Raw genomic sequence first — 22559 nt, 5'->3', positions numbered from 1 at the left:
GTCCACCATGGCAGGAAAATTGGAAAGGCTCAGGGCCGCACTCGATATTCGGCATCGAATGTCACGATCACCTCGTCCGCCACCTTCATGGCCCCGAACATCTGCGAGTACGGAGTGATCTCGTAGTCCGATTGACGCACAGCAGTTTCGGACCGGATGTGCCACCGATCGCCGTGATCGGCGACGGTGACATCCACGGCGACCTGCCTGGAAACCCCGTGAATCTCCACCGTGCCTGCCAGCCGAAACCCGGAGTCCACGGCAGTGATCTCCTCCGAACGGAACTGAATTCTCGGATAGCGATCTGCGTCGAAGCTTTTGAGCGCGTTGGCTTTCGCCACGACCTTCTCGGGGCCGAGTAGGGGCGTCAGTCCGCCCTCGCCGTGCACCACATCGAGCGAGGCCACCTCGGCGGTCAACGCGACCGTGGTCGGTGCGTCCCCGGACCACTCGACGGTGGCAGTCCAGGAGGTCACCGCAATCGTGAGCCGATGCCCCATTCTGGATGCCTTTCCCACGACATCGGTCCGAACGGCCAGCTGTCCGCCGTCCGCTGCGTCGAGCGTCCAGGATTCGGTACTCATATCCCGACTGTATCGGTCAGGCAGAACCGACGGAGGAACGCGCAGCAGGGCATTACTGTGGAGGCATGTTCTCCAATTCCCCTCGAACATTCGTCGCCGACGCACTGCGCGGCTTCGTCGCCGCCACCGACGACATCGCCTGGCATGCCGACCCAGGGTTCCTCACTCGCCGCTATCGCATCTCCGACGGTCAGGTCGCCCTGCTGTCCGGCGGTGGATCGGGTCACGAGCCGATGCACGCGGGCTTCATCGGGAGCGGCATGCTCACCGGAGCATGCCCCGGTCTGGTGTTCACCTCGCCCAATGCGCTTCAGGTGCACGAGGCATCCAAGGCGGTGGACTCCGGCGGCGGCGTGGTGCACATCGTGAAGAACTACACCGGCGACGTGATGAACTTCCGAATCGCCCGAGAATTGTTGGAGGAGGACGGCATTGTCGCCGATGTGATTCTCGTCGATGACGACGTCGCGAGCGAGAGCGAGGACGGCCCGGGTCGACGCGGAACAGCGGCCACCATCGTCGTCGAAAAGGTCTGTGGCGCAGCAGCAGAACGCGGCGACGATCTGAAAGCGGTGGTAGCACTCGGGCGTCGAACCGCGGAGAACGCGCGCAGCATGGCCGTCGCACTGAACCCGCCGACCCTGCCGGGTGCGGACGGTCCGTCGTTCGAATTGCCCTCGGACGAAATCGAACTGGGTATCGGGATCCATGGCGAGCGCGGTACCGACCGTGTGGCCGAGCTGCCTGCCCAGGAGATCGTCGCGAAGCTCGCCGAGCCCATCGTCGACTCGCTCGGGTTGAGCTCGGGTGAGTCGGTGATCGCCGTCGTCAACGGACTCGGCGCAACTCATCCGCTCGAGCTGCACCTGCTGTTCGGTGAGTTGTCGGAATATCTCTCGGGCAAAGGGATCGAGATCACCCGGTCGCTCGTCGGCAGTTTCGTTACCGCGCTGAACATGGGCGGAGCCTCGATCACGCTCGTGCGCGCAGACGAGGAGATGCTCGAACTCTGGGATGCGCCCACCGATGCGCCCGGTTGGCCCAATGCATCGAGCCGCGGAGCGAAGCCGGTAGGCGAGCGGGGAGGCTTCGGGCCGACGTACACCCCGGCCGATACCGGCGACAGATCGGCCTTCGTCTCGGAGTGGATCGGGACCTGGGCGCAGCGGGTACTCGACGAAGAACCTGCCCTGACCGAACTGGACCGGAAGGCAGGCGACGGCGACTTCGGAACCAACATGGTGGCCGCTCTCGGGCAGCTCGATCTGGATTCGTTGAAAGAAAGCTATTCGGCAGCAACAGTATTCGAGGCCGTCAGCGAGGCATACCTCGGCCACTCGGGCGGTACGTCCGGGGCTCTGTTCGGCATCTGGTTCCGGCAGTTCTATCGTGCATTCCTCGACGCCGAACCCGATACCGCGGCCATCGCTGCAGCAGCGCGCGCCGGAATGGACAGCATCACCGAACTCGGCGGTGCTCGCGTCGGCGACAAGACGATGGTCGACGCCATCGCCCCGGCCGTCGATGCGCTCGAAAAGGACGGCGGCACCCTGCAGTCAGCAGCAGATGCGGCGAAGACCGGAGCCGAATCGACGAAGGACATCACCGCCAACCGTGGCCGAGCCAGCTACGTCGGTGAGGCCGCGCGAGGCGTCGTGGACCCGGGGGCCCTGGTGATGGCCTGGTTCTTCGAGGCCGCAGCAGGTGCGGCTAGCCGAGCGAGTTGACGAAGACCGCGGCGATCGCTTCGAGGCCGGCCTGATCCTCGGCGTCGAAGCGATCCGTCACGGGGCTGTCGAGGTCGAACACCCCGATCAACCTCTCGCCCTGGTACAGCGGTACGACCACCTCGGAGCGGGTGCTGGCATCGCAGGCGATGTGGCCGGGGAAGTCGTGCACATCGGCGACGCGTTGGGTCTCACCGGTGGTGGCGGCCGCGCCGCAGACCCCTGCGCTCAGGGCGATGCGGACGCACGCAGGCTGGCCCTGAAACGGCCCGACCACGAGCTCGGTGCCGTCGTACAGGTAGAAGCCGACCCAATTGACCTCGGGCAGAGCGTGATACACCAACGCGGACAGATTGGCGGCATTGGCGACGAGATCGGACTCCTCGAACACCAGGCCGCGGGCCTGCTCGGTGAGCTGGCGGTACTGCTCTACCTTGGATCCGGTCAGTTCGGTCGCGGTGAAGGCCATGCGCCGAGTCTAAGCGCACATCCCAGCACCACCAGGTACGCCGACATCCCGCCCACCTGAACGCGTTGAGCGATGCCGAGGCTGTACTCGCCGGGGAGATTGTCCGCGATCATCAGCCACGCCGTCGCCAGCGTTGTCACCACCAGGACAGCGATGCCGAGGGTGTGAAGCAGAGGATAGATCCGGTACCGGAACGCGGCGAGCGTGAACGCGATCATGACGGTGAAGATGGCGAACACCGCGATAGTGCTGGTGAGGGCGTGCAGGTGATGCAATTGAGGAAACAGCCCGCTCGGTTCGATAGGGCAGCTCGGATCATCGGCCGCGACGCAGTCGATGGGGAGTTTCGCGTCGGCGATGGTGGAGGCACCGAAGATGCCCGACGCCACCCAGCCGGTGACGAGAAGCCGTCGACGCGGGGTGGAGAGAAAGCCGAGGACCGCGGCGACAATCATCAGTGAACCCGTCACGACGTCCGCGGTGGAGAACAGTTCGCGGTACGGCTGATCGCGGGCGTCGAGTTCGCTGAGGAACGATCGGGTCGGGTCGAGCCCGGTATCGAGGAAGAATTCGGCCACCCACGCGGAGTACAGCAGTCCGGCGAGGATCACAGACACCGCCGTCAGCACTCGGCGGACATCCACACCGTCGGTTTTCGCGCGCACCGACCAAGGCTAGCCAGTGAGTAGATCGGCAGCGGACACCGCCAGCACCACCGCCGAGTCGCAGTCGTCGGTCAGGACGGACAGCGTGGGAACCGTGCGGGCATAGCGCGCAGCGATGTCGTCCTTGTCGGGCAAGCCGAGCACGGGGTTTCCCAGCACGATGTCCGCGAAGCACGTCGAATCCGAGCCGCGTGTCTCCACGGTGTAGCCGCCCTGCCGGACGGGCACGCGGCCCGCCGAACGTGCGTCGCTGTCGACGTAGCCGAGCTCGATGTGGAGCATCGCCAGGTTGTCCTCGAACGTCGACGACGACGCCATGAAATGGCAACGGTACGGATCCGACCCTGGTCTCCACCGGTCCACCGTCCAGGTTGCGGGCAAGTGCTCGAGCACGGCGCACAAGTCCTTCGAGGCCAGCGCAATGTTGTACTTGGAATCGGCGCGCAGTGGTGGATCGTCCAGTAGACCGAGAGCGGTCTCGGCGATGGACCTCGCTGCGGCGCATGCATCCCCCACCCGGCGGGAGACCTCGATCGAGGCGTAGCTACGACCGGACGCGGCGAGGAAACCGTCCATGGTCGCCGTCGTGGCTCCGTCGAATTTCTCGCGGAGCGCAAAGCTGATACCGCACGCCCCTTGCTTGGAGTCGTCGAGGTACGCCTCGACGCCTCCGATCGTCGTCTGTCCGGCGTCCGGGTCCTCGGACGGTGGCCGATGTGTGTTCAGATCGATCGTGACGGAGTCGGTTGCGCTCGATTTCGGGGTGGTCAGGCTGGCGGAGCACGAGCTCAGGTAGCCGTCGGGGCGCAGTTGCACCACCGTGCCGAGGGCAGCGAGATCAGCCTCGACCAGAAAGCCGCAGGGATCGAGACTGCGCACGAAGTCCGCGGAGTCGGCCAGATATCGGTCCGTCTCGGACATCTCGAACCCGTACCTGTTCGATGTGGTCGGGGACGAACCGACGGCGGGTGACGCAGTGCCGAGCACTACCGCCGCGCAGCCGCTCGCCGATACCGCCACCGTCAGCGCCATCGCCGTAAGTCGCCATCTTCTGCCCATCGTCTTGTGTCCCCCCACTCGAATCGACCGATCATCGGGTTGGACGCGCGGGGGGTTGCTCTCGGTTTCACTCGGCAGCGAGTTCGTCGACGACTCGGCCCGCGGCGACGGCGGGATCCTCATGTTCCCAGATCCGAATCACCCGCCAACCCGCGTCGATCAATCGCCGGTCCGTGTCGCGATCGCGGGCGACATTGGCAGCCAATTTCTCGGCCCACCACTGCGCGTTGTTGCGGGGCTTCGTGGCGTGGACGGGGCAACTGTGCCAGAAGCAGCCGTCGACGTAGACCGCAATTTTGCGCCGGGGGAACACCAGATCTGCTCGACGCCTCATGCCCTTCACCGGAGCGCGGTCGACGAAATATCGCAGACCACGCCGGTGCAGTGCTTGTCGCAGCGCCACTTCGGGCTTGGTGTCGCGGCGTTTCTGCTTACTGAGCCGAGCGCTGGTCTCGGCGTCGGTGACGGGGCGATCTGCGCTCACACCGATACCCGCTCCGCGTACCCACCCATGCGCTCGAGGTGGGCGTCGAGGTCATCGAGGAATCCGGGCACAAAACGCAGATTGCCTGCTCGAGCACGCTTGAGAAACCCTGCCGTTGCGCGTGCCGAGAGCAGCGCCGAGTCGTCCAGGAAATCGACCAGATTCTCGGCGGGTTCGTGCACCGGCATGGTCGAGACCGGGACCCGGAAACTGCAGCGGTCACGACCCCAGGCTGCGGTGGGCCATGCTTGACCAGGAATCAAGGCCACGTCTTTCGAGTCGTCGTAGGGCTGCGGGTCGTCCAGCGCTCGCGCGGCCCACGACGCCATCCGCACGCTGACGGCGTTGCCGACGAGTTTCCAGCGGTGCCCGGCGCGTACGCCGGGTTGCTGCAGAGCGGGGAGCGTCCAGTCCGGATCGAATCCCTGCAGGCGCTCGGCCCCGACGATGCCGGGGGTGACGATCTCACCCGAGGGCAAGCGCACGGCCGGGGGACTGGCGATGCCGAGCGAGGATCCACCCTTGAGGGTGGGTATCGCGTTGACGGCCCAGCCGAGACCTCGGATGCCCTCGGTCCAGTAGAACCCGCACGGTTGCGTTGTCGGATCGCCATCGGGCAGTGGGCCTGCGTCCTGCGAGAACAACACCTCGCGGGGATCGTCGGTGCGCGAGGCCAACATCACCACGCGCTGTCGCCGCTGTGGCAACCCGAACGCACGGGCGTCGACGACGCGGTAGGCCCACATGTAACCGAGGTCCTCGAGCGCGTCGGTGATGTGCCGCATGGCCGCTCCGCGGCCGAGCTGCAACATGAACGGCACGTTCTCCATCAACAGCCAGCGCGGACCCCGCCTGCGGGTGACCAGTCGGAACACCTCGTCGACCAGACCGGATCGGGCACCGGTGATGCCAGCGGTGCGTCCGGCCTGGGAGAGGTCCTGGCAGGGAAAACCCGCTGCGACCAGTTCCGTGCCCGCGGGCAGGCTGCGCAGAGTGCTGACATCGGTGTGCAGCGGCACGTTCGGCATGCGCGCGGTGAGGACCCGTTGCGCTCCCGGATCGATCTCGCACAGCAGCTCGGTCGACCAACCCGCCTTGGCCAACCCCAGCTCGAGCCCGCCGATCCCGGCGAACAACCCGACCATCGACCGTGCGCTCACGTGTGCCCTTCCCTTGCTCGACGGTCTCACGGTACTCGAGAGTCGGTGCCCTCGGCGTCCACTGCTGCCGTTCGCACAAGGGCTTCCGAACGCGGGCACCCATGTGTGGGCACTCACCGCGGTCGGCCTTGACCTCGACCATGCTCGAGGTTTCACACTGGAATGCGCGGGACCGAAAATCGGTTGGAAACTGAGCCTGTGTAATGAAATCATCCGGGCACAGCAAAAGGAGAACAACACGTGTCCACGGGTGTGCTAGATCCCGAAGTCCGATCTGCTGATCAGCCGAACCCGAAAATGGTGCGCCCGCCCACATCACTGCAGCGATTCGCTCCGTTCCTGGCCCCATACAAATTGTTCTACATCGGTTCCATCGTGGTCTCGCTCATCGCGACCCTGACCGGTCTGGTCATTCCGCTGGTGATGCAGCGCGTCATCGACGGCCCCATCACCGACCGGAATTTCGCTGCGGTCTGGTGGCCCGCCATGCTGATCCTGCTGTTGGGCACCATCGATGCGGCCGGTATCTGGGTGCGCAGGTATTTGGTGTCCAGGCCGTCGAGTCAGTTCGAGATATCAGCGCGCGCAACAGTATTCGACAAGTTGCAGCGACTGTCGGTATCGGCTCACGAAAGTTGGGAGTCGGGCCAGCTGCTCTCGCGTGCCATCGCCGATCTCGGTTCGCTGCGCCGGTTCATGGCGTTCATCGGCCCGTTCATCATCATCAACACCGTGACACTCGTCGTGGGGATCGGTGTACTGCTCGTCCAGTCCTGGCAATTGGGACTGATCATGCTGGTGACATCGGTGCCGCTGGTGATCGCCTGCACCAAGTTCGAGACGCTCTATCGCGTCGTGGCTCGTGACGCCCAGGATCAGGCAGGTGATGTGACGACCACGGTCGAGGAGTCCATCCAAGGCATTCGAGTGTTGAAAGCCTTCGGACGAAGTGCGCATCTGGGCACACAGTTTCTTCGTCAGGCCCGCACCCTGCGCGGCACCGAGCTGAAAAAGGTTCGCTACCTTGCGATCATCTGGACCGTGATCGTCGGACTGCAACCGGTGACCATCGGCGCGATCCTGGCGGTAGGAACCTACTCGATCGTGCAGGGCACCATGTCGGTCGGCACACTCGTCGCGGCCATCGCCATCGTCACATTTCTGCTGTGGCCGATCGAATCGTTCGGCTACCTGCTGGCCGAGCTGAACAACGCACGCACGGCGGCGGATCGGTACTGGGAGATCATCGATACCCCGGAGACAGTGACCGATCCGGAAAATCCCGTCGAATTGCCCGAGACCATTCGTGGCCGAGTGCACTTCGATCGCGTCGGATTCACCTTTCCCGACGCGTCCGCGCCGCTGCTCACCGGTGTCAGCTTCGTCGTCGAACCGGGGGAGACCGTCGCCCTCGTCGGCAAGACCGGTAGTGGAAAGACTGCGCTGACCAACCTCGTACCCCGATTGTTCGACGCCACCGAGGGCACCATCTCGATCGACGGCATCGATGTGGCCTCGATGCGGTTGGCCGACTTGCGGTCCATTGTTTCGGTCGCCTTCGAGGATCCGGTGTTGTTCTCCGCCAGTGCGCGCGAGAACATCGCGCTCGGTTCCCCCGGCGCATCCGATGCCGAGGTGGCCGAGGCGTTGGAGATCGCGCACGCAACGGATTTCGTCGAGCAGTTGCCGTGGGGACTGGCCACCCGTATCGGCGAGCAGGGTATGAGCCTGTCCGGTGGTCAACGGCAGCGCCTCGCCTTGGCGCGGGCAGTGCTGGGCAAGCCGCGGGTGTTGGTACTCGACGACCCGCTGTCCGCGCTCGACGTGGACACCGAAGCACGAGTGCAGAAGCAGTTGCGGCGCGTACTGGCGCATTCGACGACAGTGCTGGTGGCACACCGGCCGTCGACCGCTGCGTTGGCCGACCGTGTGCTGTATCTCGAGAACGGAACGATCGTGGAGCAAGGAACGCACGAGGGTCTGCTGGCGTCGTCGCCGCGGTACCGCGAGGTGATGGGGTCGGTTCATGAGTGAGCAGACCTCCATCGAGGATTGGCGCGGTGTCGGCGGCGAGGACTCCGATGTCGACGCAACCGGAAACCTGGTGCTGGCAGGCCGATCTCGTCGCTTGCTGGCCTCGCTGGTGCGCCCGTACAAGAAGCAGGCGCTGCTGTCGTTGCTGATCATTATGGTCGACAACATCACCTATGTCGCCGGCCCGCTGTTCATCGCCTATGCGTTGGACAACGGCGTCGGTGCTGCGGGACAGGGAGATTGGGGTCCCCTGCTGTGGGCGGTGGGCGGCTACACCGGCTTCGGTCTGCTCGGGATGTTCACCACCTACGCATTTCTCACCGTGTCCGGTCGGCTGAGCCAGAACATTCTCTACGACCTTCGGGGGCGGGTGTTCGACCACGCCCAGAAGCTCAGCCTGTCGTTCCACGAGAACTACACCTCGGGACGGTTGATCTCCCGACTGACCAGCGACGTCGAATCTCTACAGACTCTGCTCGAGAGTGCGCTCAACGACGCCCTGACGGCCATCCTGTCGATGGTGTCGATTGCGATCATCCTGGTGTATCTCGATGTGCCGATGGCGTTGATCGTGCTGGCCGGCTTCGTCCCGCTGGTGCTCGTCACCCGCTGGTCCCAGCGGCGTCAACGCCAGGGATACCGTCGAACACGGGTGGCGATCGCCCGCGTGGTGGTCCATTTCGTCGAGTCGATGGGCGGAATCCGCGCCGTGCAGGTCTTCCGCCGTGAAGGCCGAAACGACGCGATCCTGGGCGCCGAGGATTCGGAGTATCGAGACGCCACCACCGCGGCACTACGGGGCATGGCCAGCTACACCGGAATCGTGCGGTGGATAGGCAACCTCACACTTGCGATCATCCTCGTGTTCGGCAGCTGGCGAGTGATCAACGGACACATGGATATCGGTGTGCTGGCGGCCTACGTGCTGTATCTACGGCGGTTCTACGGCCCGCTCGACGAGCTGGCGATGGTGTTCAACGCCTACCAGTCCGCCGCGGCTGCACTGGAGAAGATCTCCGGCGTGCTCGAGGAAGAACCATCGGTTGCGGCCGCGACAGACCCGGTGCCGATCGGAACAGCGAAGGGCGACATCACGTTCGACGGCGTGCACTTCGCCTACGGCCCCGAACGCGTCGTGCTGCCCGAGTTCTCCCTGCACGTGCCGGCAGGTCAGGTGGTAGCGATGGTCGGAGCCACCGGCGCAGGCAAGTCGACGCTGGCGAAGCTGTTGGCACGCTTCTACGATCCGACCGACGGTGCAGTGCGGCTCGACGGCATCGATATGCGCGAGATCGGCGACGAGGACCTGCGTCGCAACGTCGTCATGGTGACGCAGGAGTCGTTCCTGTTTTCCGGATCGGTGGCAGACAACATCCGATTGGGACGCCCCACGGCTACCGATGCGGAGGTACGTGCTGCCGCCGAAGCCGTCGGACTGACCGAGTTCATCGCCTCGTTGCCGGACGGTATCGATACCGACGTACGCAAGCGTGGTGGCAGATTGTCCGCCGGGCAAAGACAATTGGTCGCCTTTGCGCGGGTGTTCCTCGCCGCGCCGTCGGTGATCGTGCTGGACGAGGCCACCTCCAGCCTGGACATTCCGGGCGAGCGGCTGGTGCAACGCGCACTGGAGACGATCCTGCAGGGACGAACAGCGCTGATCATCGCGCATCGGCTCTCCACGGTGGCCATTGCCGATCGTGTGCTCGTCATGGCCGACGGTCACATCGTGGAGGACGGAACCCCCGAAGACCTCATCGCGGGGGATGGACGCTTCGCACACCTGCAACAGGCGTGGGAGGACTCGCTGGTCTGATTTTCACTGCTAGGTCCAGGGCGTGATGGGCGGCTTGACCCACATGATCTTCTCGTCGGAGTGCCGGGGCGTCGCGCCGTCGTGACTGGGATGCTCGGCCGCCCACGCGGACTTCCGGTCGAGCAACTCGGCCACGATCGTCCACGTTTCCATCGTGCTCGGTGGGTGCAGATCGGCGGCGCGCGCCAGTTTTCGGCGGACGGCGTCGGTGAGTTCGAGGAGCTCGCCGCCGCTGATGCCGCGATCCCAGACGTAGCGCGCCAGAGCCGTCGCCTTGTCCTGTCGACTCTTCGCGGCCTGTTCGGAGTGGGCGAAATCGAACTGCCCGCCGCCCGAGTGCTCTGTTGTCACGGGTATCACTGTAGTAAACGCGGGTAAAAGGCACGTCCGCTTGTTCTTCGGCGGGGCTTGTCGCATACCGTAGGTGGGTGATCACTCCAGCATCGGGTGCCGAGCATGCCTCCGTCCCCGCGTCTGACGCCGCCGACGCGAAAACCTGGCCCTCGATCCTGACGTGGCGAGCCCACGATGTTCCTCGTATGGAGTCCGTGCGCGTCCAGCTCTCCGGCAACCGGATCAAGGCAGCCGGACGCATCATCGGTGCCGAGTGCGCCGACCATCCCGCATTCAGTGCCTCCTACGACCTGGTGACCGACGAGTACGGCGTCACCAAACGGCTCTCGGTCCGCACCTCGCTGTCCTCCGGCGACCGGTAGGCATCGGTCAGCCGAGACGACGAGGGCTACTGGATGGTGGAGAACAGCAGCAGCCATCAACGTTCGACCTACAGCGGCGCGCTCGACGTGGACATGGTTCTGAGCCCGTTCTTCAACACACTTCCGATCCGCCGATTCGGTCTGCACACTCAGGTCCAGGACGTCGAGGTGCCGACCGTATACGTCAATCTGCTCGACCTGAGCATTCAAGAAGCCACCCTGACCTACAGCAGTGGTGCCGACGGCATCTACGTCATCTCGCCGGTCTCCACGGCGTCGGTGAAGGTCGATTCGGACGGTTTCGTCCTCGACTACCCGGCGTTGGCCGAACGGATCTGACGCACGACGCCACCGCGTCGACCCGCGTCCCGCATCTTCTCCCGCCACCCCGGCTCGCCCGGGGTGATGCCGGCGATCTCGAATCGCTCGTGCTGCTCGTACTGCAGGCGAGCGGCGTGACCGGCGTCGACCAGTGCTTTCGTCGAGGCCTCGTCCAGTTCCGCGCGGGCCGCCGACAGCGTGTCCATCGCCTCGTCGAGCGCGGTTCGTAGCGCGGCCGCATTGCCCTCGGTCATCGCGCGGACCAGATTCGGCGAGGACGACGCCACCCGAGTGCCGTCCCGGAACGAGCCCGCAGCCAGGCCCAATGCCAACGGTCCGCCGGCAGCCCCCACGATCGCGAGGGTCTCGGCCAGCAGATGCGGCAGGTGCGAGATCCTGGCGACCGCACGATCGTGTTCGTCGCTTCCAGCAGGCACCACCACCGAACCACAGTCGAGGGCGAGCCGCGCCACCTCGACCCACACCTCGGCGTCGACTCCTGCGTCCGTTCCCACCACCCACACCGCGTCGACGAACAAGGAGGGATCGGTGGCCGACCAACCCGAGGAGCTGGTCCCGGCCATCGGGTGCCCGCCGACGTAGCGTGCCTGCAATCCGCGCGCTTCGACCGCAGCAGCCACCTCGGCCTTGACGCTGACGACATCGGTGAGCGCAGCTGCGGGCGCATGCTCGCAGACAGCAGCCAGAACCGAGTCGACGGCAGGCATCGGGACGGCGATCACGATCAACGCATCCTCGGCTGCTGCCCTGCTCAGAGCCGCTGCCAGGTCGGTTCCGACGTCGTATCCATCGGCGGCAGCGCCCGCGATCGCCTCGGCCGATCTGTTCCACCCCCACACCGGACGACCGGCGCGATGGGCTGCCCGCAGAATCGACCCACCGATCAATCCGAGACCGAGAACGCACACAGACGAAGAAGTCACCCGACCAGATTGGCACAGGTACATGGCGTCCATGGGAGGTGACTTCGAATACCGGCCCCAACCGGACTACCGTTGCGCGCATGGCCGCACAGCGCGCGAAAGACAATCGTGCATCCGCATCGGAGTACGACGACCTCGAGGGATTCGGCGTCGCAGTTGTCCGAGAGGACGGCAAGTGGACCGTGACGCCACTGTCCGACGACGCCCTGACCAGTCTGTCGGCGGCAGAGACCGAACTGCGTGAACTCCGCAGCTCGGGGGCAGTGTTCGGACTGCTCGACGTGGACGAGGAATTCTTCGTGATCCTGCGTCCCGCACCGTCCGGCACTCGACTACTGCTGTCCGACGCGGTCGCCGCCGTCGACTACGAAATTGCCGCGGACGTCCTCGACGCCCTCAACATCGAAATCCCCGACCTCGACCCCGACGAACTCGACGACGTCGAACCCTACGAGGAAGGCGATCTCGCCCTACTCGCCGATCTCGGGCTACCCGAGGCCCTCCTGGGCATCATCGTCGCCGAAACCGACGACTATCCCGACGAGCAACTGCAGGCAATCGCCGAACGCCTGGGCTTCGAGGACGAGTTCTCCGCAGCGGTGAACAAGCTGCGGCGCTGACCGATGGCAGTGCCCGACGCCGACATGATCCGAGCAGCACTCTCGGCCGCGGCGCAGGCATCGGATGCCGATGTACCCGTCGGTGCCGTCGTGTTCGACGGCACGGGACGTGAGATCGCCCGGGCCTGCAACGCGCGGGAGGCGTCGGGCGACCCCACCGCGCACGCGGAAGTGCTCGCCTTGCGTCGCGCGGCCGCGGTACACGGTGACGGCTGGCGACTCGAAGACTGCACTCTGGCCGTCACGCTCGAACCCTGCACGATGTGCGCGGGAGCGTTGGTGCTGGCCCGGGTCTCGGCCGTGGTGTTCGGGGCCTGGGAACCCAAGACCGGAGCCGTCGGCTCGCTGTGGGACGTCGTGCGCGACCGAAGACTCACGCACCGGCCGCAGGTACGCGGTGGAGTGTTGGAAGCCGAGTGCGCGGAGCTGCTCACTCGATTCTTCGCGCGCCAGCGCTGACGAGCTTCTTCTCAGGTGAATAGTGCACCTGAGCAGGCGATTTAGCCTCAGGCGCTCATTCCGGTACAGTCTTCTGCGGTGGCGTGTCCGAGCGGCCTAAGGAGCACGCCTCGAAAGCGTGTGACGGGTAATCCCCGTCCGAGGGTTCAAATCCCTCCGCCACCGCCACAGCTCCCCACCTGCTCACGCAGGTGGGGAGCTTTTTTTGCGCCGGTGCCGGTGCTGGCTCCCGGTCGTCGCTCCAGGGGTCCGGCCCTGGCCCCGGTTTCGGCCCCGGCTCCGGTCCCGGGTTCGCCGCAAACGCGCGCGCATTCGTTGGACGCGCGCGGATTCGCGTCGGATTCGGGCCTATTTCGCGCGCACCTGGCGAACGCGCGCGCGTTTGTCGGGGCTCGGGCGCAGATGCGGCCACCGAGACACCCCGTGCGTAGCGACTCGGATGCTCAGCACTGCCCCGCGCCGGCGGCATCGAGGCCGCGCAGAATTTCGTTCTGATCACTCGGCGGTACGGAGCTCCAACTGGGTGAGTTGGTCATTTCGTTGCGCAGACCCTCGACCGAGGTGGCACGGTCGGACATTCCGGTTTGTTCGAGTGCATCGATCGACGGCAGAAACTGGGTGCAGGTCTGCTGGTAGAGCGCTTCGCCGGTGACGCCCGAGGTCGGATCGGTCGGGGCGGCGGGCTCGGTGGCCTGCGCCTCGGGTGACGCAGTGTCGGCCTCCGGCGCGGGCGCGTCGACCGTGGTGGTGGATTCGGCCGCGGTGGCCTCCGAGGTCGTGGTGGAAGTAGCGGCAGGAGTGGTCGACGGTGGCTCGGTCGACGAGCTTTCGCTGCAGCCTGCAGCCGAGACGGCCACGATCAGTCCGAACAGTCCAGCGGCGATTCTTCGTTTCATCGCAACTGTGTACCACCTTCGGTCAGAGCAGAGTCTGCGCCCGCCCGGAGATGGTGCTCAGCGCTGTCGCCCAGGCGAGGTTCTTCGGGTCGAGGAACGATCCGTGACCGGCTCCCGGCAACACGACGAGTTCGGTGTCGGTGCTGCCCGCCTTGGTTGCTGCGTCGACGTAGACCCGGCTCTGGTTCACCGAGACCGTCTGATCGGCGTCACCGTGCAGCGCTGTCAATGGGACGTCGAGGGGGAGGTATTCGATGGGGGACGCGATCTTGTAGCGGCCGGGTACCTCGTTCGGCATGCCGCCGAGGAACGCGGGCACGAACTTGTCGTGACCGAGGGTGGCGGCCCGCTTCATGTCGAAGACACCGGCCATGATGGTGGCACTGCGTGGCTTGATGGTCGGTTCTGCTCCGGGCGCGTCGACGGGCATGAGGTGTCGAGCGGCCACCCATGCCGCGAGTTGTCCACCGGCGGAATGCCCCGCGAGGTGGACCCGGTCGAGATCGAGCCGCCCGCCTGCTGCGTCCTGTACGACGGTGGCCAGGGCCTCGGTGGCGTCGTCGACGTCCGAGAGGGTGTTGGCCCAGTTGTTCGGCCCGCGTCGGTATTCGACGTTCCACACGGCGATGCCTTCGTTCGCGATGGCCGCTGCCATCTGCTGGAAGTACGACAGGTCGAGGCTTTCCTGCCATCCGCCGCCGTGAATCATCACCACCACCGGGAGCGAGTCGGCGGTGTTGTCGGGAAGGTAGAGGTCGCCGATGTTGTCCGGCTCGAATCCGTACTTCAACCGGACTGGATCGCCGACGGGTCCCGATACTGGTTGCAGCGCAGCCGAATACGTTTCGGCGGTACTCGGCGAGGAATCGATGTCGGTGGAGGTGCAGCCCACCAGCGCGACCGTCAATAGGCCGGAGAGGAAGTGGCGACGGTTCACGTGCGGTGAGCCGTCCATGCGAGCAGTTCATCGAGCGACCAGGTGTTGATGACGCGCTCTGCGGGCACGCCGCGGGCTTCGGCGCGAACGCAGCCGTACCCCTGCCAGTCGAGCTGGCCGGGCGCGTGCGCGTCGGTGTCGATGGAGAACAGGCAGTCTCGTTCGAGGGCGATGTCGATCAGCCGTTCGGGCGGATCCTGCCGTTCGGGCCTTGCGTTGATTTCCACGGCAGTGCCGAACTGGCGGCAGCCCTCGAACACCACGGGTGCGTCGAACGTCGACTCGGGTCTGGTGCCGCGTCCGCCTTCGACGAGCCGTCCGGTGCAGTGGCCGAGGATGTCGACGTGCGGGTTGGCGATGGCGGTGACCATGCGTTTGGTCATCGCCACGGAGTCGGCGCGCAGATTGGAGTGCACGCTTGCCACCACCACATCGAGCTCGGCGAGCAGGCCCTCGTCCTGGTCGAGCGATCCGTCGTCGAGGATGTCGACCTCGATGCCGGTGAGGATGCGGAACGGTGCCAGTTGCTCGTTGAGTTCGGCGACGATGTCGAGTTGTGCGCGCAGGCGCTCGGCGGTGAGGCCGTTCGCGACTTTCAGGCGCGGGGAATGGTCGGTCAGCGCGCAGTACTCGTGACCGAGACTGGCTGCGGTGCGCATCATCTCCTCGATCGGGCTGCCGCCGTCGGACCAGTTGGAATGCGTGTGCAGATCACCCTTCAATGCGGCGCGGAGGTCGTTGTTACCGATGGGCTCCGCGGCGCGGCGCTGCTCGCTGAGATAGTCCGGGACGTCCTGGGTGAGCGCTTGGCGGATGATCAGTGAGGTCTTCGCGCCGATGCCGGGCAACGAGGCCCAGCTGTTTGCCTTCTCGTGCTCTGATCGTTGTGTAGCACTGAGGGATTCGACGACATCCGCGGCCCGACGGTATGCCTTGACGCGGTGGGTGTCCGAGCGAGAGCGTTCGAGCCAGTATCCGATCTCTCGAAGTGCGTCCACCGGATCCATGAGTTCCATTGTGCCTGGCGACACCGACAGGCGTGCACGCGGGAAACGGACAAAACTCTCAGGGAGTTGCCAGGCGCCAGCTTGAAGCTGAAACTAGTATCGAAACTCATGAGTAAGAAATGGTGGATAACAGGCGTAACGGTCATCGTTCTGGTGGCGCTCGGGCTGTACTTCGGCCCCAAGATCTATGCCTCGTTCGAAGGCGACGACGCCCCCGCGGCGACGGTGTCCACCTCCGGTGCCGAAGCGGCAACGGTCGAGTCCATCGACGGACGATGGATCGTCACCCCTGGCGACGACGCCAACACCACGGCCGCGGGCTATACCGTCGACGAGCTTCTCAACGGCTCCGACGTGACGGTCGTCGGATCGACGACCGAGGTCGCGGGCAACGTGACCATCGCCGACGACACCCTGACCGACGGACAGATCGTGGTTCTGACGAACTCGATCAGCACGGACAGCGACCGTCGCGACAGTCAGTTCCGCGGAAACATCCTCGACACCGCCACATATCCGACGGCGACCTTCTCGATCGACTCACCGATCGACCTGTCCTCGCTGCCCAAGGACGGCACCACCGGAACCGTCACGGCCGAAGGCACATTGACTCTCAAGGATCAGACCCGTCCGGTGTCGGTCGAGATGGAGGTGCTCTTGTCCGGGGACACACTCATCACCTCGGGTTCCATTCCGACGACCTGGTCCGACTACGAGATCGAGCCGCCGTCACTCGGTTTCGTCACGGTCGATCCGTCGGGAACCATCGACTTTCTGGTGAATCTGAGCCGGCAGTAGCCGGTTCTCGTCCGGACGCAGGCGTCCATCCGGGCGGTCCGAGTAGGTATCCGACATCTGGACCCTCCATGACTGCGATGAAGGGTCCAGGTGTTGACACTCCCGACGGGCGCGGTGGTCCGTGGTGGGGGCGATCGATCGGCAGCAGGTGTCAATCTGCCTCGTCTTCGATCACCGTTTTCCCTTGGAAATTGAAGACGCAGAAGCCGAGCACACCTGCGACGACGGCGGTCACGATGGCGGGACGGAGCAGAGTATCCGAAGCGGATGCAATCCACATTCCCCGCGCGAAGAAGAGACCGGCGATCTGCGCCAGGACCAGGGTGAACGCCAGCCCCAGGAAGGCGGTCATCGCGACGGCGTACAGGCTGGTGAAGGTTCTGTTCAGTGTGTTGCGCATGCAGAGCTCCTACGTGATCGGTATCGGGATGATGCCCAAGGCGACGAGAACACCGAGCGCGGTGATGGGCAGGACGTAATAGATGATGAGTGGAACGAAGGTGCTCTCGGGTTTGGCGCCGGTGATACCGCAGGCAACGAAGATCGACCCCGAGGCCGGCGGAGAGGCCCCCTCGGTGGACGCGAAAATCAACAGCGCGATCACCGCCAACAGTGGGTTGACACCAGCCCCGACCAGGGTGACGAGGGAGACCTGCCCGACAGCGGAGAGTGTTGCGGTCGATGACAACGGTCCGGCCACCAAGACCACCAGGGCTCCCACGAGCGTCACCAGCAACCAGACCGGAATGTCCAGCCCGCTCACGATGGAATCGACATCCTCCGCCAAACCCAGCCGATCGAGCACTTCGCTCGCGGAGATGGCGAAGTACAGCAGGACCCCGATGGTGAAGAAATGCGGGACGCTGCCGGCCATGAACTCGGCCCAACCCCGCAGAGTTCGGGGTAGTTCGCGCCATGCGACGATGGCGCTGATAGCGATGATCAGCACCGGGATCCAGACGATCAGGGAGATCTCATCGAGGGACTCTCCGTAGTTTCCGGATGCGACGAGTGCGTCCGACAGCGGACCGACGGTGAGGAAGATCGGAATCAGGGCCCCGAGAATGATCAACATCGAAGGCCATCCGGTGGCCAGAGCGGCCCGCAACGTGTTGCTGTCGTGGTCGGCCTCGCGGTGGACGCCGTCGCGGCGGACGAACCACAAGGTCAGAGCAACCCGCCAGAGAACCTGATACAGACCTGCAACGAGCAGCGCCACGTAGACCTGACTTGTGGTCACCATGGTTCCGGCGAAACCGATCATGATGATCATGGAGGCGCTCGGCGGAACCGCCGCACCCAGGCCCGCGTTGCCGGCTATCACCGTGGCTGCTCGGGATTGCTTCCAGCCCGACCTGACCATCCAGGGTCCGGTGATCGAGCCGGAGGCGGCAGCGTTGCCCGTGTTGGATCCCCCGGCGAGTGCGCCCATCAATCCAGAGGCGACGACGTCGACGAAGGCGGGGCCACCGCGAACGCGACCCAGCGCTCCGGAGAGAATGCTCACCAGCTTGTCGATGACTCCCACACGCTCGACGAAGTACGTCATGAACACGAAGCCGGCAGCGGCGTAGAGAACCTCGGACTCCGTTGCGTCGACCATGGACTCCACGGCCACGGCAGGTGCGTCGAGGCCTGCGAACGGCAGGGTGGAGAGGAATCCGAGGATCATCGCCTCGCCCATGTTGCGTTTGACCACCACGTTCCACACCACGATGACCGTGATGAAAACCGCCAGGGCGATCAGTGCGGTGGGCATCAGGACTTCCCCTCTTTGCGTGCTCGAAGAATGTCGCCGCGGCGTCGCTCTTCCTCGGCCAACACGGCCTGACCTCGTCGCAACACGGCTTCGACCTCAGCAGATGGCACCACGATCACACCATCGGCATCGGCGACGACGTAGTCCCCGGGCATGCACGCCACACCTCCGATGGAGATCGGCACCTCGGTGCGACCGGGCCCGTCCTTGTACGGTCCTGCCGGAGAGATGCCGCCGGCCCACACAGGGAAACCGATCTTGGCCAGCTCGGTAGCGTCGCGAACCGCACCGTCGGTGATGAACGCACGAATCCCCTTGGAGATGGCACGCTCAGCGATGAGCTCACCCATCAGGGCACGCTCGATGTGGCCGCCCGCGGCCACCACCAAAATGTCGCCGGGCCGGGCAACATCGAGTGCCCGGTGCACCGCTGCGTTGTCGCCTGGTCTCGTCCACACAGTGAGTGCACGACCGGCTACTGGGGGGCTGTCCCAGACCTGCTTGACTTTCGCATCCAGCAAACCCAATCGGTCACCGGCATCGCCAAGTGCGGCAGTCGGAACTTCCGCGAGTCGATTCGTCAGGTCCTCGGCATCGGTCCTGGCTGCGCGTAGGTGGTACTCCCGAGCCGCGCTTGTCACCGGCCATGCAGACTCTGCACCGGGCAGGTTCGACAAGCTGTCCGAGAGTTCCTTCCCGCGACGAGCTGCATGGAGCATCGTTCCTGATCGCAGCCGGTCGACTCCGGAGGTGCCGTCGGTCAATGTCGCGGAGATCTGCTGCTGCATCCACTCTGGATCACCCACCAGGTCGGCGGCGTCCATGGACTCACTGATCAGACCGCCGAGCCCTTTCATGAAGACGCTGCGCAGGAGCTTGCGCCGCGATGCTGCTCCGAGCTCTGCACCGACCACCAGTGGAGAACCTCCCAGGAGCGTGAACCGACGGTGGGCCTCCTCGGCCGCAGGCCCGGCCAGCAGTACCTCGACCTTCTCCCCGAAACTTCTGACCGACCCGATGACTGCCCCATCGACGACCTCCACACCTGGATTCGGTCGCTCCGAGATCGCGTCTCGAACCTGTTCCTTGAGTCTGGGTGAGCCGGAGTTGAGGTCGATGTAGACCGTGTCGTTCTGCAGGTGAGGAGCCGCTTCGGCCGCTGCCGACGCGGCATGCGCAGCCGTGGTCAGACTCAGTACGACCTCTGCGCCCGTCACGGCGTCCGCGATGGACGTGCATCGAACGACGCTTGCGTCGATGTGGATATCGGCAGGGTCGAACCCCGAGACCTCATGGCCTTGCCCGGCGAAGCCCTCGGCAAAGATTTTGCCCGCTTCGCCGAGTCCGAGAACTGCAACCTTCATTTGAGAGCTCCTATCGCTCAATGCAACGAACTATCACTGGGTGAGTGTCGAAGATCATCATAGTGTTCCGAGTCACTGTGATGTCAACCACGTGATTGCCCACGCACTGTCGGACTCGCGGGGTGAGGGTTTCTTGCACAATGGGAGGTGCGTACGGCGACGGAGGAGCAATTCATGGCGGAAAGCAACAATCGAGGCAGAACCGTCGAGCGATCGTTGGACATCGTCGACTACGTGAGCACCGTGCGGAGCCCGGTGAAACTGAGCCAGATATCCAGGCAGACCGGCCTTCATCTGGCGACTACGCAACGGTTGGCGGCCACGCTCGTCCAGCGGGGGTATCTGAGAGCGTCCGAAGCGGGCTATACCGTGGGCCCATCGGTGCTCTCGCTGGCACGCGCTTTCACTCTCCAAGACCGGCTGAGCGCTGCATCGTTCCCGGTCCTGCAAAGTCTGACCGAGACCACAGGATTGACGTCCTCGATCTATGTACGCACGGGCGATACGCGCGTGCTCACCTGCCGGGTCGAAGCGCCGCACCCGATGCGTTATCAGCTCCCGATCGGACACCGTCTCGAGCTCACCCGCGGCGGCGGAAAGATCTTCTTGGCCTACCTGTCGAGCGAAGAGCTCGATGGCCTGTTACCCGTGGACTCCAACGAGGACTTGGCGGACGGACGTGCTCAGTCCCGCGACGAGCTGGTTCGAGAGCTTCAGGAAATCAGGCACCACGGCTATCATCTGAGCCTGTCCGAACGCCAACTCGGCACCGTCAGCCTCACTGCCCCGATTCGTACGTCCGACGGAGACCTCCCCGGTGCCATCAACATCGTTGCCCACGACGACACGCTTTCGGAGGAGCAGATGATGAACCTTCGTCCCCAACTGATGTCTGCGGCTCGATCCATAGGCGAACACATGTAGCGTCCGGTGCCGACGAGTTCACGACGTGTGCGCCAACGCTTTCGAGTGAGGTCGGGGCATGAGAAACCCACCCGTGGAGGTGCTCTTGCCCGGGGACACGCTCGTCGCCTCGGGAACTATGGACTTTGTGGTCGATCTGAGCCAGCAGTAGCCGGTTCTCGTCCGGCCGCGGGCGTCCATCCGGGTGGTCCGAGGAGGTATCCGACGCGTTCTTTCCACGAGTGCGATGCCGCGACATCCCGTGCGATGTTGCGGTATTCGTGTGTCTGAAGGGTCCAGATGTTGAACGTGTCGACGGGTTTGGTGAGTCCGTAGTTCGGCCGCTCGACCTCCTCGGCGTAAGTGCCGAACAGACGATCCCAGATGATGAGGATGCCGCCGTAGTTCTTGTCGAGATATTGCGGATCGCGACCGTGATGGACGCGGTGATGCGAAGGCGTGTTGAAGACGAACTCGAACGCACGCGGAAGCCTGTCGATGCGCTCGGTGTGCACCCAGAATTGGTAGACGAGGTTGATCGAGAACCCGACGAACACCATCCACGGCGGAATCCCCAGCAGGGGGAGCGGTAGCCACATGATGATCTCGCCGCTGTTGTTCCATTTCTGGCGCAGCGCGGCAGCGAAGTTGAAATACTCGCTCGAATGGTGGGACTGGTGTGTGGCCCAGATCAGCCGGGTGCGGTGTGCGATGCGGTGGTATCCGTAGAACAACAGGTCGACGCCCAGGATCAGGATCACCCAGGTGTACCAGGCGTCGGCGGGAAGATGCCACGGTGCGACGTAGACGTAGAGGGCCGTGTAGGCCACCAGTCCGAGCGTCTTCCAGAGCGTGGTGGTCGCGATGGACACCAGGCCCATGCTCAGGCTCGAGCGCGCATCCCTGGCGGAATAACTGCCGCGTTCGCCGTCCTCGAGCTTCGCGGCGGCGATCCACTCGATCGCCAGCAGTAGCGCGAACGCGGGGATGGCCAACGCAACGGGGTCACGCAGCGGTTCCGGCAGTGCGTTCCAAGCCGAACTGATCCACTCGTTCATCGAACCCCCGAATAAGCGTGACATGTAAAGGTGAACTGTAACGCAAAATTGGTGATTCTAGGATCGCTGAGTGTCGATTCGTCGTCGTTCGGATGCGGACCTTCCCGCATGTGCCTCCGTGTTGGCTGCTGTGCACGAGATCGACGGCTATCCGGCAGCCGCTCGCTAATTTCCTATCGAAATGATAGGAATCGAGCGTGCACATCACGGCCAAGGCGGACTATGCAGTGCGGACGCTCGTCGAACTCGCCGCCGTCGATGGGGGAGGGCCTGCGAAGGCGGAGGCCCTCGCCGTGGCTCAGGGGATTCCACACAAGTTTCTCGAGTCGGTGCTCTCGGATCTGCGTCGCGCGGACCTGGTGCGCAGTAGAAGGGGACCCGACGGCGGCTACTGGCTGGCGCGGGACGCGTCGGACATTTCGGTTGCCGATGTGATGAGGGCTATCGATGGACCGTTGGCATCGGTGCGTGGGCAACGGCCCGAGGATGCGGAGTATTCCGGTCCGGCGGAACCATTGACGCGGGTGTGGTTGGCGGTCCGTGCCAATCTGCGTTCGGTCCTCGAATCGGTGTCGCTGGCGGACATCGTCGACGATGATCTGCCGAACTTCGTCAACGAGCTGATCAGCGAACCGGCCGCATGGGCTCGTCGATGAGCTGAGTCACCCCGTACCGTCAGGTGTGACGAGGTCCACAAACTTGCACACTGCTGCAAACTTGCAGAAACGTGCAAGTTCCGTACGTTGGTAACCGTGACTTCCACGCCCGGCCTTCGCGAC

At 64.6% G+C, this 22559-nt stretch carries 23 protein-coding genes, 1 tRNA gene and 1 pseudogene; 10 read left to right on the top strand and 15 right to left on the bottom strand.

Going from position 1 to position 22559, the window contains the following annotated elements; genetic code table 11:
- Positions 1-29: 29 nt before the first annotated feature.
- A complete protein-coding gene (locus tag ACOQFP_RS13770; RefSeq protein ID WP_421584628.1) occupies positions 30-584 on the bottom strand; it encodes a YceI family protein in 555 nt (184 codons plus the stop codon).
- A 65-nt stretch (positions 585-649) separates the two neighbouring features.
- Between ACOQFP_RS13770 and ACOQFP_RS13765 the strand changes: the two genes are divergently transcribed.
- Complete coding sequence (locus ACOQFP_RS13765) at positions 650-2311, top strand: dihydroxyacetone kinase family protein (RefSeq protein ID WP_421584627.1); 1662 nt, start codon at positions 650-652, stop codon at positions 2309-2311.
- Here ACOQFP_RS13765 and ACOQFP_RS13760 read toward each other — a convergent pair.
- From ACOQFP_RS13760 to ACOQFP_RS13740, 5 genes are all read right to left on the bottom strand, one after another.
- Positions 2295-2780, bottom strand: a complete 486-nt coding sequence (locus ACOQFP_RS13760) for a GAF domain-containing protein (protein ID WP_421584626.1) — start codon at positions 2778-2780, stop codon at positions 2295-2297. The genes ACOQFP_RS13765 and ACOQFP_RS13760 overlap by 17 nt on opposite strands.
- The gene (locus tag ACOQFP_RS13755) at positions 2756-3445 is read right to left on the bottom strand and encodes a DUF998 domain-containing protein (RefSeq protein WP_421584625.1); all 690 of its coding nucleotides are present in this window, start codon (positions 3443-3445) and stop codon (positions 2756-2758) included. The genes ACOQFP_RS13760 and ACOQFP_RS13755 overlap by 25 nt, the downstream gene beginning before the upstream one ends.
- Positions 3446-3454: 9 nt before the next feature.
- Positions 3455-4504 (bottom strand): hypothetical protein, encoded by a 1050-nt coding sequence (locus tag ACOQFP_RS13750; protein ID WP_421584624.1) that lies wholly within the window; start codon positions 4502-4504, stop codon positions 3455-3457.
- Positions 4505-4571: 67 nt separating this feature from the next.
- A complete protein-coding gene (locus ACOQFP_RS13745) occupies positions 4572-4988 on the bottom strand; it encodes a very short patch repair endonuclease (protein ID WP_421584623.1) in 417 nt (138 codons plus the stop codon).
- Positions 4985-6133, bottom strand: a complete 1149-nt coding sequence (locus ACOQFP_RS13740; RefSeq protein ID WP_421584670.1) for a DNA cytosine methyltransferase — start codon at positions 6131-6133, stop codon at positions 4985-4987. Before ACOQFP_RS13740 ends, ACOQFP_RS13745 begins: the two co-directional genes overlap by 4 nt.
- Positions 6134-6388: 255 nt before the next feature.
- Here ACOQFP_RS13740 and ACOQFP_RS13735 point away from each other — a divergent pair, with 255 nt between their 5' ends.
- Complete coding sequence (locus ACOQFP_RS13735) at positions 6389-8182, top strand: ABC transporter ATP-binding protein (RefSeq protein ID WP_421584622.1); 1794 nt, start codon at positions 6389-6391, stop codon at positions 8180-8182.
- Complete coding sequence (locus ACOQFP_RS13730; RefSeq protein WP_421584621.1) at positions 8175-9998, top strand: ABC transporter ATP-binding protein; 1824 nt, start codon at positions 8175-8177, stop codon at positions 9996-9998. Before ACOQFP_RS13735 ends, ACOQFP_RS13730 begins: the two co-directional genes overlap by 8 nt.
- Before the next feature lie 9 nt (positions 9999-10007).
- Here the strand turns inward: ACOQFP_RS13730 and ACOQFP_RS13725 are convergent, their stop codons facing one another.
- Positions 10008-10349 carry a hypothetical protein gene (locus ACOQFP_RS13725; RefSeq protein ID WP_206491053.1) on the bottom strand — a complete coding sequence of 114 codons (342 nt, stop codon included), beginning with the start codon at positions 10347-10349 and terminating at the stop codon, positions 10008-10010.
- Positions 10350-10537: 188 nt separating this feature from the next.
- On the opposite strand from ACOQFP_RS13725, the pseudogene ACOQFP_RS13720 reads away from it, so the two are divergent.
- Positions 10538-11053 (top strand): annotated as a pseudogene (locus ACOQFP_RS13720) (putative glycolipid-binding domain-containing protein).
- On the opposite strand, the gene ACOQFP_RS13715 reads toward ACOQFP_RS13720, so the two are convergent.
- The gene (locus ACOQFP_RS13715; protein ID WP_206491420.1) at positions 11026-12003 is read right to left on the bottom strand and encodes a prephenate dehydrogenase; all 978 of its coding nucleotides are present in this window, start codon (positions 12001-12003) and stop codon (positions 11026-11028) included. The pseudogene ACOQFP_RS13720 and the gene ACOQFP_RS13715 sit on opposite strands and share 28 nt — an antisense overlap.
- 56 nt (positions 12004-12059) lie before the next feature.
- Here ACOQFP_RS13715 and ACOQFP_RS13710 point away from each other — a divergent pair, with 56 nt between their 5' ends.
- The 3 genes from ACOQFP_RS13710 (at position 12060) to ACOQFP_RS13700 (ending at position 13226) form a co-directional block, all read left to right on the top strand.
- Positions 12060-12599: a tRNA adenosine deaminase-associated protein gene (locus tag ACOQFP_RS13710; protein ID WP_341245170.1), complete on the top strand. Its 540-nt coding sequence runs from the start codon at positions 12060-12062 to the stop codon at positions 12597-12599.
- Positions 12600-12602: 3 nt separating this feature from the next.
- Positions 12603-13058: a nucleoside deaminase gene (locus tag ACOQFP_RS13705; protein ID WP_206491047.1), complete on the top strand. Its 456-nt coding sequence runs from the start codon at positions 12603-12605 to the stop codon at positions 13056-13058.
- Between the two features lie 77 nt (positions 13059-13135).
- Positions 13136-13226, top strand: a tRNA-Ser gene (locus tag ACOQFP_RS13700).
- 275 nt (positions 13227-13501) lie between these two features.
- On the opposite strand, the gene ACOQFP_RS13695 is transcribed toward ACOQFP_RS13700, so the two are convergent.
- From ACOQFP_RS13695 to ACOQFP_RS13685, 3 genes are read right to left on the bottom strand one after another with little or no spacing between them, the layout of a single operon-like run.
- On the bottom strand, positions 13502-13954 hold the full coding sequence (locus tag ACOQFP_RS13695) for a hypothetical protein (RefSeq protein ID WP_421584620.1): 453 nt from the start codon (positions 13952-13954) through the stop codon (positions 13502-13504).
- Between the two features lie 22 nt (positions 13955-13976).
- Positions 13977-14909, bottom strand: coding sequence for an alpha/beta hydrolase family protein (locus ACOQFP_RS13690; RefSeq protein ID WP_421584619.1), 933 nt, complete (start codon positions 14907-14909; stop codon positions 13977-13979).
- The gene (locus ACOQFP_RS13685) at positions 14888-15898 is read right to left on the bottom strand and encodes a PHP domain-containing protein (protein WP_421584618.1); all 1011 of its coding nucleotides are present in this window, start codon (positions 15896-15898) and stop codon (positions 14888-14890) included. Before ACOQFP_RS13685 ends, ACOQFP_RS13690 begins: the two co-directional genes overlap by 22 nt.
- Positions 15899-16006: 108 nt before the next feature.
- Here ACOQFP_RS13685 and ACOQFP_RS13680 point away from each other — a divergent pair, with 108 nt between their 5' ends.
- On the top strand, positions 16007-16696 hold the full coding sequence (locus ACOQFP_RS13680) for a YceI family protein (RefSeq protein ID WP_206491043.1): 690 nt from the start codon (positions 16007-16009) through the stop codon (positions 16694-16696).
- 151 nt (positions 16697-16847) lie between these two features.
- Here ACOQFP_RS13680 and ACOQFP_RS13675 read toward each other — a convergent pair whose 3' ends face one another.
- From ACOQFP_RS13675 to ACOQFP_RS13665, 3 genes are read right to left on the bottom strand one after another with little or no spacing between them, the layout of a single operon-like run.
- Positions 16848-17096, bottom strand: a complete 249-nt coding sequence (locus ACOQFP_RS13675; protein ID WP_206491041.1) for a hypothetical protein — start codon at positions 17094-17096, stop codon at positions 16848-16850.
- A 9-nt stretch (positions 17097-17105) separates the two neighbouring features.
- Positions 17106-18455 carry a TRAP transporter large permease subunit gene (locus ACOQFP_RS13670; RefSeq protein ID WP_341244969.1) on the bottom strand — a complete coding sequence of 450 codons (1350 nt, stop codon included), beginning with the start codon at positions 18453-18455 and terminating at the stop codon, positions 17106-17108.
- The gene (locus tag ACOQFP_RS13665) at positions 18455-19819 is read right to left on the bottom strand and encodes an NAD(P)-binding domain-containing protein (RefSeq protein ID WP_421584617.1); all 1365 of its coding nucleotides are present in this window, start codon (positions 19817-19819) and stop codon (positions 18455-18457) included. The genes ACOQFP_RS13670 and ACOQFP_RS13665 overlap by 1 nt, the downstream gene beginning before the upstream one ends.
- 174 nt (positions 19820-19993) lie before the next feature.
- On the opposite strand from ACOQFP_RS13665, the gene ACOQFP_RS13660 reads away from it, so the two are divergent.
- Complete coding sequence (locus tag ACOQFP_RS13660; protein WP_341244971.1) at positions 19994-20743, top strand: IclR family transcriptional regulator; 750 nt, start codon at positions 19994-19996, stop codon at positions 20741-20743.
- A 116-nt stretch (positions 20744-20859) separates the two neighbouring features.
- On the opposite strand, the gene ACOQFP_RS13655 is transcribed toward ACOQFP_RS13660, so the two are convergent.
- A complete protein-coding gene (locus tag ACOQFP_RS13655) occupies positions 20860-21780 on the bottom strand; it encodes a sterol desaturase family protein (protein ID WP_421584616.1) in 921 nt (306 codons plus the stop codon).
- 197 nt (positions 21781-21977) lie between these two features.
- Between ACOQFP_RS13655 and ACOQFP_RS13650 the strand changes: the two genes are divergently transcribed.
- Positions 21978-22436: an RrF2 family transcriptional regulator gene (locus ACOQFP_RS13650; RefSeq protein WP_421584615.1), complete on the top strand. Its 459-nt coding sequence runs from the start codon at positions 21978-21980 to the stop codon at positions 22434-22436.
- Positions 22437-22559 lie beyond the last annotated feature (123 nt).

This window comes from Rhodococcus sp. MALMAid1271 (assembly GCF_049195265.1).
GTDB lineage: Bacteria > Actinomycetota > Actinomycetes > Mycobacteriales > Mycobacteriaceae > Rhodococcoides.
The sequence above is the reverse complement of the archived record's forward strand: the minus strand, read 5'-3'. Positions and strand labels throughout refer to the sequence as shown.

Coding starts and splice junctions, on each gene's coding strand:
- ACOQFP_RS13770 (WP_421584628.1), bottom strand. CDS start 584: ATGAGTACCGAATCCTGGACGCTCGACGCAGCGGACGGCGGACAGCTG.
- ACOQFP_RS13765 (WP_421584627.1), top strand. CDS start 650: ATGTTCTCCAATTCCCCTCGAACATTCGTCGCCGACGCACTGCGCGGC.
- ACOQFP_RS13760 (WP_421584626.1), bottom strand. CDS start 2,780: ATGGCCTTCACCGCGACCGAACTGACCGGATCCAAGGTAGAGCAGTAC.
- ACOQFP_RS13750 (WP_421584624.1), bottom strand. CDS start 4,504: ATGGGCAGAAGATGGCGACTTACGGCGATGGCGCTGACGGTGGCGGTA.
- ACOQFP_RS13740 (WP_421584670.1), bottom strand. CDS start 6,133: ATGGTCGGGTTGTTCGCCGGGATCGGCGGGCTCGAGCTGGGGTTGGCC.
- ACOQFP_RS13730 (WP_421584621.1), top strand. CDS start 8,175: ATGAGTGAGCAGACCTCCATCGAGGATTGGCGCGGTGTCGGCGGCGAG.
- ACOQFP_RS13715 (WP_206491420.1), bottom strand. CDS start 12,003: ATGTACCTGTGCCAATCTGGTCGGGTGACTTCTTCGTCTGTGTGCGTT.
- ACOQFP_RS13710 (WP_341245170.1), top strand. CDS start 12,060: ATGGCCGCACAGCGCGCGAAAGACAATCGTGCATCCGCATCGGAGTAC.
- ACOQFP_RS13705 (WP_206491047.1), top strand. CDS start 12,603: ATGGCAGTGCCCGACGCCGACATGATCCGAGCAGCACTCTCGGCCGCG.
- ACOQFP_RS13695 (WP_421584620.1), bottom strand. CDS start 13,954: ATGAAACGAAGAATCGCCGCTGGACTGTTCGGACTGATCGTGGCCGTC.
- ACOQFP_RS13690 (WP_421584619.1), bottom strand. CDS start 14,909: ATGGACGGCTCACCGCACGTGAACCGTCGCCACTTCCTCTCCGGCCTA.
- ACOQFP_RS13685 (WP_421584618.1), bottom strand. CDS start 15,898: ATGGATCCGGTGGACGCACTTCGAGAGATCGGATACTGGCTCGAACGC.
- ACOQFP_RS13680 (WP_206491043.1), top strand. CDS start 16,007: ATGAGTAAGAAATGGTGGATAACAGGCGTAACGGTCATCGTTCTGGTG.
- ACOQFP_RS13675 (WP_206491041.1), bottom strand. CDS start 17,096: ATGCGCAACACACTGAACAGAACCTTCACCAGCCTGTACGCCGTCGCG.
- ACOQFP_RS13670 (WP_341244969.1), bottom strand. CDS start 18,455: ATGCCCACCGCACTGATCGCCCTGGCGGTTTTCATCACGGTCATCGTG.
- ACOQFP_RS13665 (WP_421584617.1), bottom strand. CDS start 19,819: ATGAAGGTTGCAGTTCTCGGACTCGGCGAAGCGGGCAAAATCTTTGCC.
- ACOQFP_RS13660 (WP_341244971.1), top strand. CDS start 19,994: ATGGCGGAAAGCAACAATCGAGGCAGAACCGTCGAGCGATCGTTGGAC.
- ACOQFP_RS13655 (WP_421584616.1), bottom strand. CDS start 21,780: ATGAACGAGTGGATCAGTTCGGCTTGGAACGCACTGCCGGAACCGCTG.